Below are 16997 nucleotides of genomic sequence, written 5' to 3'. Positions count from 1 at the left end.
GAATATCGAAATCAACCTGTCGCGTAAAAACATCTATCCAATAGACCGTTGCAAAACTCACGAAATATGCGCCGGCCTTGTTGTGGAATTTGTAGTTTCTGCTCATTCCTCAAAAAAACAAAAGCTGCAATACTACATTACAGCTTCTGTTTTTATTTCTTACTCGGTACGCCACTAGTCACAGACTAGCGGTAGGTGGTCATTACCAATATCATTCATTCCATAGATTTTCACTCTGGATATATGGCACTCCTGACCATTGAATTTCGTTTCCTTTTTTAACTTTAAGTATTTCATTTTTCAACTTTAACTTATTTAATTCTAAAACGGACAATTTCGGAATGTAAATTTGAAAGATATTACTTTTAGGATTTTTTGGATAAAGATTTGCTGTTACAATTTCTGTATTCTTTTTATAGTCCAATAATCCAAAAAAATCTAATTTGATGGTGATACTGATACTTTCAATATCACTATTATATGGTTTGTTAAAAGTGAAAATATTCTTTTTGCTCACTTTGTAAAAAGATCCTTCTTGCAAGTATACAAAAATTGAATAATAGATAGTATTCCCAATATCCAATTCATTTAATGCTTCAATAAAAGGACTGTTTATTTTTATTTCTATACTTTCCAAACTTGGATCGAAATAGTCGTTTATTTCTGCCTTAAATTCATAATCATCTTCTTTATTTGAAGTAAGAGTTATATAGCCTTTATCATATATATAACTACCTTTAGAAATAGTATCTATATTTACACCATATTTTTTCAATAAACTAAATTCTCCTTTTTCATTAAAGGTAAATGCAGAATATATATTTTCTTGATTGTAAAAAGTTCCTTTCAAAATATTTTGCTTTGACGAACAAGAGGAAAATGTTATAAGTATTAAGATAATTATTAATTTATTCATAGTATTTTTAATATTTTTTAATAATCTTTTTGTAATTCCCTTTTGAAAAAATTTTAATTGCCTTTTCTTTCTCTTTAGAGGGCGACATAGCATTTATTTTTTTTCGTGCCTGTGCCCCCGCTACCGCCAGTTTGCAACTGGTGACCACAACAGTAAGCCCACAAATCTAGTCCATAAACCCAATATGATCTATTTTCAAATCGTATGGTCTTCCGCAAAATTTCGTGCGCTGCTATACTTCCAATCCGTGGGTTCGGTCACAAATCCCGACTCAACAGGATTGTTATGTATATAATCCAACTTCTGTTTGATGACCTTGCTACTCCATAATTCAATAGGCTTATTATGATGTTGCCAAAATTGATACTTCGATATGTTGTCTTTTTTCTTGCCAGCTCTTTCGAACATCAATAACAACCACTCCATTCTACTTTCCTGCGGATTCTCTTCAATTTCTTTAATTATTTTCTTGGAAGTATGTTTTTGGAAATCACCCAATAGCCCAGAAGGATTTTCGTTCGCCGAACGAAATATGAAATGAATATGGCTATTCATAAAACCATACGCATAAACCTCCATACCCTTTTCTGCCCTACAGTATTGAACACTTTGTTCAAGAATATCGAAATCAACCTGTCGCGTAAAAACATCTATCCAATAGACCGTTGCAAAACTCACGAAATATGCGCCAGCCTTGTTGTGGAATTTGTAGTTTCTGCTCATTCCTCAAAAATACAAAAGCTGCAACACTACATTACAGCTTCTGTTTTTTATTTCTTACTCGGTATGCCACTAGTCACAGGCCAGCGGTAGCGGGGGAATAAGAACTTTATTTTTAAAATGATTGATATGGCTGTGCAAAACTTTAAAACTAAACAGGCTTTTGTGCAATAAAAAACCACAACTTTTGTTGTGGCTTTTTTGTAGTTTACTTAAAATTTAAGTTTCTCAATACACTTAATAACGTATTCTTTTGAATCACTATTAAAAGGCATAAATCCTTTCAGTTTTTTTCTAAACAATCCTCTTCTAACTCTCCACTCGATACCATTCTCAACGAGCTTGAATTTAAGCTTTCTTATATTGCATTTTTTCAATTTTATTTTAATTGGATTGCCTTTTAACTCATTATTTGAGACTTCCCAAATACCAACTGAAATATATGCATTAGCAAAACTTCCCACACCAGGAACAACAAGGTTTGACATAAAAACCTTGTCATTCTTAATTTTGATAAAGGTTTTTTTGTGCTCTATACCAAAAGTTGACAGAGTATCAATATTTTTATCATTAATCTTCAATACTACACTTTCCTTTGATAGCTTCTTTAATTCATAAGATGGATCGTCTTGTGAAAAAGCAAAATAGCAGTTTATTAAAAAAGTTACTATTAAAAATGTATAATTCATTAATCTCATCATCAATTCAAATCTTAATTATTACCTGTAACTATATTTTTTTTCTTTTTAGGCTGTATTCTAACTCCCATTTGGACACTACCTCCTGAATGCTTAAATATCTCGCCATATGAAACTTTATATACAGGATGCTTTTTATTAGCCCAAGCTTCGATTTGCTCATTACTTAAATTCCCATCGTTTGCAGTGTGCATTCTACCATATTCAGCTGATACAGATTCTTCGTGACCTGGTACATTTTCCATTTTGAGATTTTTAGTTCCTAACGCATCAATCATTGCGTTTTTAGAATCAACTTCATCTTGTAAATCATACGCAACAACAGCACCAGTCTTTTTGTTATAGCCTATTTCTCCATTTTCAAATTGACTTGCGTGAGTTAGCTCATCTGCAAGTATTCCAACAGTGTATTCGCCAACATCTTGTACTTGAACATCAATTTCTCCTTTTGAATTATATGATGTAAGACCACCTTCGTGTTCACTACTAACACTTACGTTATAAACTGTTTCGCTCTTCTCAAGTTGTTCTAATTCTTTTTGTCTTTCAGGTGATGCTGCAGCTTTATATTCGTCATAAGCTTTTTGGGATTTCTCGTCAACTGGTTTTACAATTTCAGGTGCCATTCCTGTTGGGTCGGTATACAACAAAGGATTATTAAATGCATAGTTATATGGCGAATGGGATGGCATCGCTTCTGCTAATGGGTCAACATTCATCCATCGTCCAAGTGCAGGGTCATAATTACGAGCTGTAATATCTAACCAATCTAAACCAAATTCATCCTGTTCTTCTTTACCACCATAACCGTACTTATGATCTCTTACACCAGGCGGTATGATGTTATTGTACCCCTTATGTTTAAGTCCAAAGGGGTAATAGTCTAAGATGATTTTTTTGCTGTTTTACTAAAAAATACAACCTAATTCCATCTTTTATTACAGTATTTTTAAAGAACGTCTATTCTTATTAAGAATCTTCAATTTAGAATTACTATCCCCAAAAATAGATTCTTAAATGAGCTTCAAGATAGATTTTGTTTTTTGAGAAACAAATCGTTTTTCTACTTAATCTTTTTATGTGAGTTCTAAGTGTTAAATTATATCGTTCAATGATATTAGTACAATATTGAAAACGTTTATGAATTTCTTTTGGAATTATACTTGGATAAATATTTAATCTATCTGTATAAATACGTTTTGGATGGAGTAGTAGAAGTTTGTTTATAAGTGGTTTTATATTCTCAGTTGTTTTTCTGCCAACAAAGAAATCAATAATGGTTTTAGTTTCTCTTTCCAAAGCATAAGTAATCCACGTTACGTTTTCTTTACTTCCTAAATAACTCCACATTTCATCAACTTCAAATTTACAGCCTAGCTTAATAAAATAAGGAGATTTTATGGTTCTACTTATTTTAAGCATTCTTGATAATATTAATTTAGTAGATATTCCAATAATTCTAGAAATACTTCTAATACCACAACCTTCCTTGAGTAAACTTTTGATTAAATCATTTGTGTTAAGTTGATATGCTTTGTATAAATAGTTGTTTTGAAAACATCGTTTACACTCTTTACAATAGTAACGTTGTAGATTGTTTCTTTTTCCTTTTTTAATGGTATTGATTTGGTGACAATATTTACATTTCATAATTGTAAATATAATCAAGCACCAATTTACTACACGTAGGAATATAAAACCCTTATTTAATAGGTTCTAATAAACTTTATTATTTCAAAGAACTAGAATAAGCTCCCTTTCGAGAGCTTATTATTTTTATAATCTATTGATAATTAGTGTTAAAGCTTCTGCTTTTTTCAAAAGCACCAGTTTACTACACTACCCTCTAGAACTCACGCATTCAAAATGCGCGCGACGTGGTGATTTTAAGCGTTATTTTCTTATATCAAAAGAAAACTCTTTCAACTGAACTCTACCAAAATTTTGATTAAAAAATAACGTGTCATTTTCTATTGATGGAAATATGTCTGACCTATCAATAAAACTCCCTTTTCTGTAGGGCAATACGTAGTCCTGTTCGCTTAATCTATCAGATTCATCAACTATGCTACCTATTCTGTATCGGAAGACATCAACTCTACTAACTCTATAATCGTTAATAAAATTATACCTGTCATAATTTTTGGCTTGTAGTCCAGAAACACGGTTTGTCACTCTTATTAAACTATCATTGACAAAAGTAATTTGAACATTTCTCACATCATTATCAGTAAAAATATAAGACTGATTTTCTAAGGTAAAAGAACCTTGATCATTTCTAAAGTTAGAACTTGCACAACCCACAATCGTAAAAAGGGTAATTAATATTAAATTCTTCATATTCATTTAGTTATTCCACCAAATTGTAGGTCTGTTTAAATAGATAGGATTTTGACTAAAACCATTAGTGTCATGCATATTCCTCAACAAACCTGCGTTTATATTGTTGATATTATTTACACTTTGTTGATACTGTTTATATATATCCATCATTGTTGCTTGTTTGGTAACAAGTCTCAACGCATCGGCATTGGTTGGAGTAAAAGAAGGTAAATATTTCAAACTACCTAAGGCACCCATGCCGCTAATAGAGGAATATTCCGCGCGATATGCGGATATTTCTTCTTGCGCACCGTAAGAAGAAGTTGGTACTCCGTTTATGCCGACGCCAATAATATCATATGCACCTCTCGCCAACTGACCACCATGTCTAGGCTCGTGCATATTTCTAAAGTTTGTCATAAACATTGTAACTTCGTTTGTGTCAGTTCTATAAGTAACCGGTAGACCATTGCCATTGGCGTCCCTCAAAGCATTATTGGAACTATTAACACGTTCGAACCTATACCAATTAGTTGGATCACTACGCATATCTCTAATATCTTGTGCTGATTGCCTAAGTTCTACTGCTCGTTCTCTCATATCTCCTACGTTTTTACCTTTAGCTGCTCTTCGATTAGCTCTTCTATCTAATCTAGCTGCTCTACGCTCAGATCTTCTTTCCATACGTTTCGCTCGTCTGGTACTTGCTCCCTTAGCAATACTATCGCCCGCTATTTCTCTAAATCTGATAGGATTATTTTTTACAAAAGCATAAGGGGAATGACTTACGTACTTTTCCGCAAATCTATCTACTTTATTAAACCTCGCTATTGCTGGATCATAATCTCTCCATTGATATGCATAGGTATCTTTTCCTAGCTCTTCTTCTAATTCCTGACCTTGGTAAGTCTGATAATTATTTTCCGTACCGCTCACGACATTATTGTACCCTTTATGTTCAAGTCCAAAAGGGTAATAGTTTAGGATGATTATTTTGCTGTTTTATCAAAAAACCAAAGCTATTACCATCAATAATTCACAATAAATTCAAAAAACGCTATCTATTTGCTAAAATAGACTTTTAAGAACTATTATCCCCAAAAGTAAATTCTTAAATGAGCCTCTAAATATTTTTGCTTTCGCGAAAAGCAAATCGTTTTCCTACTTAATCGTTTAATATGAGTTCTTAAAGTTAGATTCATTCGTTCAATCTTGTTAGTACAATATTGAAATCGTTTGTGAATTGCTTTTGGAATCAAACCAGAATAAATGTTTAACTTGTCAGTATAAATACGTGTTGGTTGGAGTAGGAGTATTTTGTTTATTAATGGTCTAATGTTTTCCTTTGATTTACTGCCCACAAAGAAATCTATAATCTCTCCTGATTTCTTTTCAAGAGCATATGTAATCCAAGTAAAATCTTCTTTTCGATTGATAAACGTCCATAATTCATCAACTTCAAACTTACATCCTAACCTGTAAAACGATGGTGGTTTTATGGTTTTGGCGATCTTCAAAATTCTAGAAAGAACTGTGTTCTTTGAGATATTTAGAATTCTTGAAATACTTCTGATTCCACAACTTTCATTTAGCAAACATTTTATCAAATCATCTTTATCCTTTTCATATGCTTTATAGGTATACTTTAATTGAAAACGTTTATTACAGCTCTTACATTTGTAGCGTTGTTTTCCTTTTTGCATTCCACTTTTAACTGAATTCCCATTGCAATGGGGACAAGCTACATTTTCCCTGTCCTAATTTGATACGCAACGCTTTCAAGAATCCTTATTTTAAAGGTTCTAACGAACGTTCTTTAATTTCAATATATCAATGAACGAAGAAAAACAATAACTAGTACACTTACTAATTACTGTCTTTCAATAATTTAAGTTCCTCTATTTAGCCATGTCCTAATTTGGGACACTACCGTATTTTCCTGCAATAATATTTTGTGCATTGTAAAATACTGGACTAGAATCACTTTCGTTACCTTTCCATATTGTATCTGTAATAACAATAATATATCGTTGAGAACTAATTTGTTTATTAATATTAAACTTAACTTTTTTTAGATCGACATCATAAATACTGTCATTGGTAATAATTCTAAAATCATTCTTGTAAACTGGCTTTTCAACTCCATAATAATCATAAAAACTTTGATTATTACTTATTAATTTAATGCTATCGCCAGTTTCTACAATAAGTCCATCATAAACGCTGACATATTTATATTTATCGACATTACCGATTTTAACTCGACTCAGGTTAATTTCCGTTCTCTTATTAGAAAAACTTCTGCAACTTAAAGCTAATAGAACAATGATTATTATTGAAACATATTTCATAGTTATCTCTTTAAATTATTGATCACTTTTTCAATTGATATAAGTGGATTTATCAATGCTAATATTGGGTTTGTTTGAGGAACCTGTTTATTTATGTAACGTATTCCTGTAACACCGTCAACAGTAACATCGGGTTCGCCAAATCTTGAATCTGCACTTTTAGCAGAATTATGAGCTTTTAGGTAAGCTGCATATGCAGGTGTTGATGTATTAAATGTTGGCGCAGCATTCCCTTGACCAGCTGCTTTAGCATTAACACCTGCGTAATAAGACTCTAATGCTTCATGCAATACTTGAACGCCGTTATCTTGACCATAAAATTTTTCTATTTTCTTTGCCATTGATGGATTTACAGTTTGATTCGAAGTTACTTTTCCGTTATTTACCACAGTTCCATCGTGCGAACCACCAACTATAACTTTATTATTAGAATTGTAATTTCCTTTAACAGCATCAATTTTAACAGTAACATCTTGATCGTTAGCAGCTTTTAAAATATCAGCACTAGCTTGCGATAGTTGAGCATTCGGATCTTTTTGTTTAGCAGAAACTAAACCATTTTTGTCCATCTTTAGTTTCAATTCACTTTTTACAGATTTCCTAAGTCTTCTAAAAGCTTTTCTAGCTTTCTTACCTGTGATAATAATATCTTGAGGCTCCATGCCGTCAGGATCTGTAAATCGTAAAGGATTATCAAACGCATAGTTATATGGACTATGTCTTCTCATCTTTTCAGCTAATGGATCAACATTCATCCACCTTCCCAGAGCGGAATCATAATTACGAGCTGTAATATCTAACCAATCTAAACCAAATTCATCCTGTTCTTCTTTACCACCGTAACCGTACTTGTGATCTCTTACACCAGGCGGTATAACGTTATTGTATCCTTTATGTTTTAAACCAAAAGGGTAATAATTATTCTCTTCCCTAATTTCTGAGCTGTTGACTGCCCCATCATGGTTATCATCTGCATAAGATAGTCTGACGTTTCCTAAATGGTCTTTATATTGATAGATATAATCAAAAGAAGAACCGTTCTGTTCCACATATCCTTCTTCATGGGAGAAAAAGGCCAATTGCTCTGTTCCTCCATTAACCTCATAGATATAGTTGCCAGCGTAGTAAGTGGTGGCATCAGCCAGTGGATTAACCGAAGCTGGCGGAGTCAAAAAGATTTCCTTTTTCAGCTTAACACCAGTGGCGTCATAGGTATATCTTATAGCTTGACCATTTTCAAAGTTGATACTGGTTGGCAGATTCAAGTGATTATAGTTTATACTGGCGATATCTTTATTCCTGTCGGCGGTAAGGTTGCCATTATAATCTCCATACACAAAATCTTTTGGTTGGGTTTGTCCAGCAGGTGCATTGGGCGTGTCGCTATACCCCCCATTATAGACACCGGCCTGTTGGTTATCAGCTGTATCCACCACGTCCAACAGCTGGTTGCTTTTGGGGGCATATTCATATACGAGCTTGTCTACATAATCCATATGCTGGATGTTGTTGGGTGTATCAATATACAAACCAAATCGGTCCAATGCAAGTATATTCCCGTTATCATCATAGTCGATACCGCTCACTGAGTAGTTTTCCTGCATGTTGGAAGGTTGGTGGAACTGTCCCTGGTAAGTGGCAGATTTGATTCGGTTCAAGGCATCATAACCAAATTTATAACCCCTTGACTGGTTGTCGTTGGCAGTTTTCCAATAGGTCTCGGATATATTGCCATTGTACAATGCCTGGGCGCCATGTCCAGGGTTGTTATAACTGATCGAAAAGGCAAATAGGTCAGTACCCAAATTCAAATCGTCATTGATACTTTGTAACCAGCCCCTTACATTATAAGTGTAGTCAACATCCTGCAAACGCTGTGAGGAAATTGTTGCGCCCCCTACTGATTTCTGGATCAGCTGCCCCATGGCATCATAGGTGTTACTTACCAAACGTTCCCTAGCCTGCGCATTGATCTCTTGATCATGAGTAAGTAGGCGATCCATGTGGTCGTAGCCCATAAAATCCATGAGCGTAATGGTCTGTGCAAGACTGGTTTTGTGATGTTGGTTTCTAGCTTCCAATGTTTTTCCTACAAAGTCTAACTTCATCCAGGATTTGTCCCATGTACCCAAGTGGTTGTTATACAATGCCGCGGCAACCGGTTGCGCTTTCTCATTGTAATAAGTAGTACTGGTCGTCCAATCACCTGTTCCCAATACACGTACTTCTGCTATTGTAGGTAAACCTATATTGGAACTTGACAGCTGCGCACCGTAAAAATCAGCATACTCCAGTTGCTGCTGTTGTGAGGCGCTATTGTCATATTTCTTATTGAGACCACTGTTAATAGTTTGGTCATCGTAATAATTTACGGTTAGAACGCTAGTGATAAGCTCATCCGAAGGAAAATTCTTATTCGTATAGTAAATGGCCTTTCCATCATTTGTAAATGGGGATGCACTCCTGGTCTCATAGTGTTGGGAAGGTGTATGACTATCGAATTGTTGCTGCAATTGCTTTCTGTCTTGGCTGGTTTGGTAGATTCCTGTATAGACGACACGCCCCAGTTTATCGTATTTGGTAAAGAGCCATGTCTTTTTAGTTTTGATAGGGAATGTGTTGATCGGATTCCTCTGGTTACCATCTTGAGTCATCACTGGGCGATCCAGCCTATCGTAGACGATATGTTCCCAATCCTTACCTGGTATCTTCTTTTCAACCAACCTGTTGCGGTGGTCGTACTCATAGATGTAGCACAACCCCTCCAATGTGGGCTGATCAATATTTGGTTGGGTCAAGACATCAGGTCCAGAAAAGTTGATGGTCAGATGTGATATCTCTCCCGATCCCACAATCTTGATGTGGTTATTATATATTGAAAAGGTGTAGCTGTATCCACTACCTGATAAGGTTCCTAATGATCTGTTAGCAAGGCTTCTATTAATTCCCAACGGTATATCAGCATTCATTATTTCGATTTGCCCGCTGTGGTTTGAATTAAATACCAATTGAATATTATCGTTGGTATCAACAACAACTTTTAGACCTCCGGTACCGTCATGCGGATTGGGAATTGTTACATCTAGTATTTCATCATTGCTATACGATAAAAGAGCTGATTCATAATCGTCCCTTACCAGATTGGACACATTCATGTAGTCGGTCCAAGGAAAATTCTTCTCATAGTTGACTCCATTTTCATTGGTTACAGTCGCATTGAGCTGTGATAGTTCTCCATACCCTGAGATAAATATTTGATTGTCTAATATGCTAATAGTGTACTCATATCCATCTCCACTAATAGTTCCAATATCTGTATCATCGTAAACTCCATAGGGCTCTAAGTCAAATACATAACCCTGCAATAATTCAATTGGTTCATCTACCGATAAATTGAAGTTGATTGAAATGCTATCGCTATTGTTGTAGGTTGTAATGGTCATTCCTCCTTGACCATTATAGGTGTTTTCCAGTCGAACGTTGAGGATCTGGCTATTGTCATAATCAGACAATTGTTCGTTATAGGAGTCCGCAAACTGCCGATCTACATTTACTACATCCGTCCACGGCACATGGATCACGTGACCAAGAGTGGGAACCTGATCGTAGCGTACAACTGATTTACTGCCTTCAGGGGATAAGACGTAAGTTAGATTTCCAAAATCATCGTATATGTACTGCGTATCTAATGCTTGATTATCCTCAAAGGTTCGCTTTAAAACTATTCTGCCAGATTTATCCTTGTATTCTTCGACCGTATGGTCTTTGCCATCAGCTGGCGTCCAGTTTTCATCTTTTACGATCGATTTGTAAAGTTGGCCCTGAATATAGGTTCCTTGAAAGACCAGGCTTGGCTCAAAGGGATCCGTGGTGCTGCCAAACTCAACTCCAAACATCCTAACCGCATCTGCGCTTGTATTGGTCTGATAATCCATCTTTACCTCATGACCTGAGTCCATGGCCCAATCACTTCCAGGTGCGGCTTGTCTAAATACGCGGTTTAGTGGAGAAGCTTCATATTCTACCTCGCTGTAGGGATTTAAAACGCCTGTTGTAAAATCATCTGAATAGTTGGTCTGGTAATACCCCTCGATCTCAGCTACAGGGTCCACGACAAGATTTAGTGTGCCGTTAGTTACCTGTGTATTTGTAGCGTACGGAAGGTATGTCTTTGCTTCACGACCATATTGATCATACTCATGGTGCTGGACAATATTTTCCTTGTTACCTCCAGCTCTCACTTGAATGGACTGAAGTGGCCTGCCTAGACCATCAAAATAGTGGATGCTCTCTATCTGATCATCTTGGGCAATCGGCTGGCTAGTATTTGAATCTGTCAAGCCGTCAACCGTCTCTACCTTAAAGGCAGTGGACTTGATATGATTTGTGGAAGGTGTCTGTGCGTTAAGCGCTATGCCTGCCATAAGCAGCAAGCTGGTCAGTAGTTGTCTCATCGTTGGTTGGATTAGTTCTGTGTGGCGTATTTATATTCGTTTTCGGAAAGCACATTGCCATCGTGGTCTACGACGCGCTCTAGACGATTAAAATCATCGTACTCATAGATTGTGCTGCGCCCCCTGGGGTCCGTCATTTTCGTAATACCGACTCCTACTTCGTACTCATAGGTGGTCAACATAAATGGATCCTCAACGCTAAAGGCCGAACGTAGGGCGTCAATGGCAGACAGGTCCGTTTCATCAAATGCATCTAGCTGAGATTCTGATACCCCTAACCTTGTAGCCAAATCTGCATAGGACAAGCCTTCAATTTTGGCGATGGGAAGTGAGCCATTGTACCCCCAGATATAACTAGATCCAACACCGTTTGTCTTAGAAGATTCCTTAATCTTTCCATGGATAGGATGATAGTTAATTGAAACATCCTTTTGGTAGGTACTGGGAATAAGTACAGTGTCATCAAAAGCGTAAGTTTGATCAACGGATTGTTTTTCAAAATTGAATACTTCGATAGGCTGTCCATTCACATTTAAATTGTAGACACTACCAGTAGATAAAATATTATCATAATAATGCTCAAATTTGACAGGATGATCAATAATATTGGAAGCTGTTAAGGTGGCTAATGTAGGTTGAGTATTGAAGTTATATTCAAAAGGATATTTATAATAGGTTTCACTCTCATTACCTTTGCTATCCAAAAAGCTTTGTTTGCTCACTAATCCGTGCGAATTATACTCGTAAGTGGTTTCTTCTTCTGAAACGGATGATAAAGTAGAGTTATCATCGTAAAAATACTTAGTAGAGTGTTGCGTTTGCACTTGATAATTAGCGGCTGGTATATGATAAGGGTATATGCTCATGTGACTTATACCTCGAATCGTTTCATTATACTCATAATCACTCAAATCAGAGCCATCTATAATTGTATTGGGGTTACCAAAATATTGTGTTTTTGGAGCATAAAATCCGTAATGCGAACTATTACTGGTGTTTTGGTAGGTCAATGAATCTTTCTGGACAATTTTATCTTCGCTGTTATAATAGGATTTACTTAATAAATTTCCATTCATCAGATCTGGTACTTCGGGTAAATCCAAACCGTATTCTGGGTAATTTGTTTTGCTATAGAATATACTCTCATTAGAATAATCTTGCGTTGGCGTTGAATAGATCTCTCTAACCTTTGAATATCCAATTAAAGAACCCTGAGCTGCATCACTGATGGCAAGTGAACTCGTGCTGTTAATTGAAAGATCTACCCAATGAGCCCAATAAGGTGTATATCCTGGTCTAGTACCTCCACTAAAATCAATAAGAGAAGGGTAACCTATGCAATAGTAGTAATCTCTGTTAACCATTTTGATAGGACTCATCATTGTGCCACTTGATTCTCCATTGAAGTCATAGACATAAAGCCTTTTGATAGCCATCTGATTGTTCTCATCAAGTTTTTCTATACTTTTAATACGTAACCCTCCGCCCTGAGTATTAAACCCATCTGCAAATCCTAGAAAGTAAGGGTGGTAGGAGAAAATCATCTCAATTCCCCAGAAACCTGAATAATTAGTCAAATTATTTGATGGGACAACTTCAAATTGATAGAGGTTACCTGCTTCTAGCTTATACTCGAAATCTACTTGCAAAGAGGCTAAAGAATTGTTAGTATTACTATCCGGAGGCACGCTGACCTCTTTTCTGTAATCTTCAATTCCATTTTTAAGTATACGGATGTGGGTACCCAAAATATAATTATTACTAGTGGTATAGTCAATCGAGTAATCTGGATTTCTGACAGGCTGCATTGAAGCGCCAGCTTTGATCAGAATTGTATGGTCCTTGTTAGGTGAAATCGTATGTACGGTATTAAATTTATCTAAACTGATCACTGTCTCTGGATCGATGTCTGAAGGGTAGTATAGGTTAGAAGATGTATGAGGTTCAAACAGATATTTTGTTTTTCCACCCGTTGGGTGTTCTATGGATTCAAGCACATTTGCTTTTAGAAAATTAGCGTGGGTTGACCTATCAGCATTTAGGGATCTAAATGATGAACTACCTGTAAAACTGCCCAAGTATATTGATCCATAACGCCCTTCTAAAATCGGAGAAGTACCAGTACCGGATTCGAAAGGCAGATTAGTATATGAACTCACGCCAATCTTGTGTGGATTTGGCAAGGCTGTTGTGTTTCCAGCCCCATTGTAATACCCCCAAAAGTCTATGTCAAAAGAATTCTTTTCAGGAAGGTCAATTGACTCGTTATAATTGAAAGCATGCAGCAGAACGTTGTTTTGCTCTATCGACTCCAGTTTAAGTCTTTTATACAAGTTATTATCTACCTCACCACTCGTCGGTTGATTGGGAGATTGAAAATAAGAATGATTAAGATCTATGGTTTTAAGAATTGAATTATCATTTTTATCAATAATTTTTATTTGTGTTAGGAATTCTTCTCCCTTTAAATCTAAGCGGTTAGTATCACGAACAAACACAATTTTATAATTGTCCGTATGAATTTCCTTTACGTAGCTGGGTTTGTATTCATATTCTGAAAAGGTTGTGTAATGTCCGGCGCCAGATCTGCAGTCATTAATATATTCTTGATTAAATAAAGGGTCAATCCTAAAGTTAATAGACTTAGTCAGCTTATTGACAACAGGTAGTTCTTCATAAACATAATTTACCTCTTCCCCAGTAGGATATAAAGATTTGGTTAGTTTAAAAGTTCCTGGAGTTTCTCTGTCTCTAGAATAGGCCCCAGTATTCTTTCTGTATTCAATAAATTCAAATTCATGTTTTATTCCATTGGACAAAGTTATTTCCCAACTCAAAGTGCTTCCTTGGAGCGTTTCAGTAGCACTTCGCATCACCTTATGGTTTGGAGATGTTCTGATCCTTTCAATTTTGGTTTTATCATCACCTATTAGCACTACTTCCTCTCCAGTAGGATTAAATTTCAACAAGAACTTACCACTGATACCTGGAGCAGAGAAGGAGTATATATCTGGTTGATAGAATCCCCTTGTAGCAGCGATAGCATTGTTGATCTCATGATTGTCCCTAACTTGCCCGCCACTATTTCTCAACACCTGACCGTAGACAGCACCTCCGGCATTATCTCCTTGAAAAGCAAAATGGCGATGCCCACCAAAATATGGGCCTAGCCTCAATTTCATTTGAGGCATATCATATGGATGTGTGGTGATTGGAGGGAATAAGGGTAAATTATAGGGATTGCTCTCGGACAACGAATTGAGCACTGGATTTTTTTGTATTTGATGATCATAGCTATTGATATCCACCCTGCCATTGGTTCTCCTTGAAACATGTCCACCTATATTCAAATTCCACCCCAGCCCTACCCAGCTTGCTTCTTCTTCAACTTTAATTCCCCCCGCATGATAGCGAAGGTTAATCGGGATTGAGATAGCCCCGTCTCGGATCGTATGTAGAGGGATGTTTATGTCTGGTACACCAGTATATAAATTGGTTTGTATATCTTCAAACTTCATAAAAGAAGCAACATCAGGACTCGCAAAATCTGGAGCCGTCTTTACATCTGGTCCAGATGATTCCTGTGCGAATACAAGAAATAAATTTGAAAATAGGATGAAAAAAGTCATCAAATGACTTTGGGTTGGTTGGTAGGTCATTAGTTTTAATTTGAACTAAAAATAAATGCAATCCTCCATCAACATATTAACCCAATGTAAATTAACTCTAGTTTAACAGCTATTACCTTTTAGCAGATTTTGAATGTCCGACGAAGCGAATTTACCTATTAGAAAGTAAGATCAACTCAAGACTTAAATGTTCTGACTCTCGGTATGTTCTTTAATGAACTAGCCATGACGCACTGACCAAACGGGTGTTGGAACTGTCTTGTAGTAATTGATCAATGAATTGAATCAATTCCCTAAGTTGTGATTCAATTCTAAATTACTTCCAAGGACGCAGATACATTAAATATATTATAGTATTTAGTTTTTGTACAAACCATATTTTTTCTTAGCATCGAAGTATAACATGAGTACACACCATCGTAAACGATTGTGGTTATTTTAATAACGTGAAAGGCATTTTTTAGTTAAAATATCAACTCATAGCCCAAAGGTCGCTGGTTCGAGTCCTCCCGATAGCTATCGGGATCGCTACTAGAGAAAAGCCACAACTGATGTTGAGACCTTTTTCTTTATAAAAAGTTGACCGTAGTACGAGAAGTTCAGGAAGATTTACCCTTTTTCAAGGCTTCTCTTTTTTATACAACAAGATTGATTAAGGTCTTTACAAGTTATATTCGTAAGTACAATCAAGCACCAATTTACTACCTGTAAGAATTTTTAAAGCCCATTTGATAAGGTTTAAAAACATTTTGTCATTTAAAAGAATAAGAACGAGTCTTAATAATAAGACCCATTCATTTTTTATATTGTTGATAATCAATAGTGCAAATCACTCATTTTTCAAAAGCACCAGTTTACTACACCGCCGATACGGTGCAATTTTGCCATGCGAAAAGTATTATTTATCATGGAGTACTAAAATATTAATTGATTATTTTAGATTTTATTCCATACTTAGTTGATTTTTGATAAACTTTGAGTGCTAATTCGTTTGTCTCAAATTTAACTACTACCTCTTCGTTTTTATCAATAATTTTCTCTTTAATTGCCTTAGCCTCCTTAAGGGATAAATGGGTTTCTTGACTCAAAAATAAATAAAAGGAGATTTTCCTACATCCTTCTTCCCAACCATAAAATTTTACTTTACTCATTTTTTTAATTAATTTCAAAAGTTAAACTAGACTTCTTACCTGGGTTAGCACCTGTTGTTCTAGTCGCCCCATTAATAATTACTTGATTAACATTCATAGCATTTCCAATTAAGTTCGCAAGGTTTCTCAAAGCTGTTAAACCTACCTTGTTACTTTCACTTCCTTCAATGTCAAAATTATTGATTGTTAATACACCATCCTGCATTTCAAAATCTCCTCCAAACATTAGTGTCTCTCCTCCAACTTCTGTTGAAAATACACCTGTATCATCATCTTCATCTACTATATCGAAATCATCAAAACTTCCTAATTTTCTTATTGGACTATCGTTATCCCCTTCATTTCTTAACTGTTTGTCATCAACTCGAAGTCTTTCGTCAATACCTTTATTTGAATCACCTTCATTATTTATTGGTATTAGATCAACTTCGTTTGATTTATGTATTTGATCCAAGGTATATCTTTCTCCCGCATTCAACTCTGTAGGCCATAACATTGCGACAAAAGTTGTTCCTAAGGTTCTTCCCCCAGCAGCAAGGACAGCCCCCCGCTACCGCCAGTTTGCAACTGGTGGCCACAACAGTAAGCCTACAAATCTAGCCCATCAACCCAATATCATCTAGTTTCAAAATCGTATGGTCTTCCGCAAAATTTCGTGCGCTGCTATACTTCCAATCCGTGGGTTCGGTCACAAATCCCGACTCAACAGGATTGTTATGTATATAATCCAACTTCTGTTTGATGACCTTGCTACTC

Annotated in this window: 13 protein-coding genes and 1 pseudogene; all 14 read right to left on the bottom strand. The window is 35.8% G+C overall.

Features of this window, described 5'->3' with window-relative positions:
- Positions 1–106 (bottom strand): annotated as a pseudogene (locus tag EGM47_RS16560) (transposase); the annotation flags it as partial.
- A gap of 105 nt (positions 107–211) precedes the next feature.
- Positions 212–916: a Clp protease/crotonase-like domain-containing protein gene (locus EGM47_RS16195; RefSeq protein WP_124981882.1), complete on the bottom strand. Its 705-nt coding sequence runs from the start codon at positions 914–916 to the stop codon at positions 212–214.
- Positions 917–1111: 195 nt separating this feature from the next.
- The gene (locus tag EGM47_RS16190; protein ID WP_124981881.1) at positions 1112–1639 is read right to left on the bottom strand and encodes a transposase; all 528 of its coding nucleotides are present in this window, start codon (positions 1637–1639) and stop codon (positions 1112–1114) included.
- 209 nt (positions 1640–1848) lie between these two features.
- Positions 1849–2337 carry a hypothetical protein gene (locus EGM47_RS16185; protein ID WP_124981880.1) on the bottom strand — a complete coding sequence of 163 codons (489 nt, stop codon included), beginning with the start codon at positions 2335–2337 and terminating at the stop codon, positions 1849–1851.
- Between the two features lie 11 nt (positions 2338–2348).
- The gene (locus EGM47_RS16180; RefSeq protein ID WP_262707072.1) at positions 2349–3224 is read right to left on the bottom strand and encodes an RHS repeat domain-containing protein; all 876 of its coding nucleotides are present in this window, start codon (positions 3222–3224) and stop codon (positions 2349–2351) included.
- 103 nt (positions 3225–3327) lie between these two features.
- Complete coding sequence (locus EGM47_RS16175; protein WP_124981878.1) at positions 3328–3984, bottom strand: IS1 family transposase; 657 nt, start codon at positions 3982–3984, stop codon at positions 3328–3330.
- A gap of 243 nt (positions 3985–4227) precedes the next feature.
- A complete protein-coding gene (locus tag EGM47_RS16170) occupies positions 4228–4674 on the bottom strand; it encodes a hypothetical protein (RefSeq protein WP_124981877.1) in 447 nt (148 codons plus the stop codon).
- A gap of 6 nt (positions 4675–4680) precedes the next feature.
- The gene (locus EGM47_RS16165; RefSeq protein ID WP_262707071.1) at positions 4681–5643 is read right to left on the bottom strand and encodes an RHS repeat-associated core domain-containing protein; all 963 of its coding nucleotides are present in this window, start codon (positions 5641–5643) and stop codon (positions 4681–4683) included.
- A 104-nt stretch (positions 5644–5747) separates the two neighbouring features.
- Positions 5748–6359, bottom strand: a complete 612-nt coding sequence (locus EGM47_RS16160) for an IS1 family transposase (RefSeq protein ID WP_206052212.1) — start codon at positions 6357–6359, stop codon at positions 5748–5750.
- 210 nt (positions 6360–6569) lie between these two features.
- Positions 6570–7007, bottom strand: coding sequence for a hypothetical protein (locus tag EGM47_RS16155; RefSeq protein ID WP_124981875.1), 438 nt, complete (start codon positions 7005–7007; stop codon positions 6570–6572).
- 2 nt (positions 7008–7009) lie between these two features.
- Positions 7010–11461, bottom strand: a complete 4452-nt coding sequence (locus EGM47_RS16150; protein ID WP_124981874.1) for a DUF6443 domain-containing protein — start codon at positions 11459–11461, stop codon at positions 7010–7012.
- A gap of 11 nt (positions 11462–11472) precedes the next feature.
- Positions 11473–15120 (bottom strand): RHS repeat protein, encoded by a 3648-nt coding sequence (locus EGM47_RS16145; protein ID WP_124981873.1) that lies wholly within the window; start codon positions 15118–15120, stop codon positions 11473–11475.
- Positions 15121–16013: 893 nt separating this feature from the next.
- Positions 16014–16241: a hypothetical protein gene (locus EGM47_RS16140; protein WP_124981872.1), complete on the bottom strand. Its 228-nt coding sequence runs from the start codon at positions 16239–16241 to the stop codon at positions 16014–16016.
- Positions 16242–16245: 4 nt separating this feature from the next.
- Complete coding sequence (locus tag EGM47_RS16135) at positions 16246–16737, bottom strand: hypothetical protein (RefSeq protein ID WP_124981871.1); 492 nt, start codon at positions 16735–16737, stop codon at positions 16246–16248.
- Between the last annotated feature and the right edge of the window lie 260 nt (positions 16738–16997).

It is taken from the genome of Nonlabens xiamenensis (assembly GCF_003865345.1).
GTDB classification, from domain to species: domain Bacteria; phylum Bacteroidota; class Bacteroidia; order Flavobacteriales; family Flavobacteriaceae; genus Nonlabens; species Nonlabens xiamenensis.
Note: the sequence above shows the minus strand (reverse complement) of the source record. Positions and strands in the feature narration are given on the sequence as shown.

Excerpts from the sequence above, each read along its gene's own strand:
- EGM47_RS16170 (WP_124981877.1), bottom strand. The coding sequence starts at position 4,674 with ATGAAGAATTTAATATTAATTACCCTTTTTACGATTGTGGGTTGTGCA.
- EGM47_RS16195 (WP_124981882.1), bottom strand. The coding sequence starts at position 916 with ATGAATAAATTAATAATTATCTTAATACTTATAACATTTTCCTCTTGT.
- EGM47_RS16175 (WP_124981878.1), bottom strand. The coding sequence starts at position 3,984 with ATGAAATGTAAATATTGTCACCAAATCAATACCATTAAAAAAGGAAAA.
- EGM47_RS16150 (WP_124981874.1), bottom strand. The coding sequence starts at position 11,461 with ATGAGACAACTACTGACCAGCTTGCTGCTTATGGCAGGCATAGCGCTT.
- EGM47_RS16160 (WP_206052212.1), bottom strand. The coding sequence starts at position 6,359 with ATGCAAAAAGGAAAACAACGCTACAAATGTAAGAGCTGTAATAAACGT.
- EGM47_RS16140 (WP_124981872.1), bottom strand. The coding sequence starts at position 16,241 with ATGAGTAAAGTAAAATTTTATGGTTGGGAAGAAGGATGTAGGAAAATC.
- EGM47_RS16155 (WP_124981875.1), bottom strand. The coding sequence starts at position 7,007 with ATGAAATATGTTTCAATAATAATCATTGTTCTATTAGCTTTAAGTTGC.
- EGM47_RS16135 (WP_124981871.1), bottom strand. The coding sequence starts at position 16,737 with ATGTTATGGCCTACAGAGTTGAATGCGGGAGAAAGATATACCTTGGAT.
- EGM47_RS16185 (WP_124981880.1), bottom strand. The coding sequence starts at position 2,337 with ATGATGAGATTAATGAATTATACATTTTTAATAGTAACTTTTTTAATA.
- EGM47_RS16190 (WP_124981881.1), bottom strand. The coding sequence starts at position 1,639 with ATGAGCAGAAACTACAAATTCCACAACAAGGCTGGCGCATATTTCGTG.
- EGM47_RS16145 (WP_124981873.1), bottom strand. The coding sequence starts at position 15,120 with ATGACCTACCAACCAACCCAAAGTCATTTGATGACTTTTTTCATCCTA.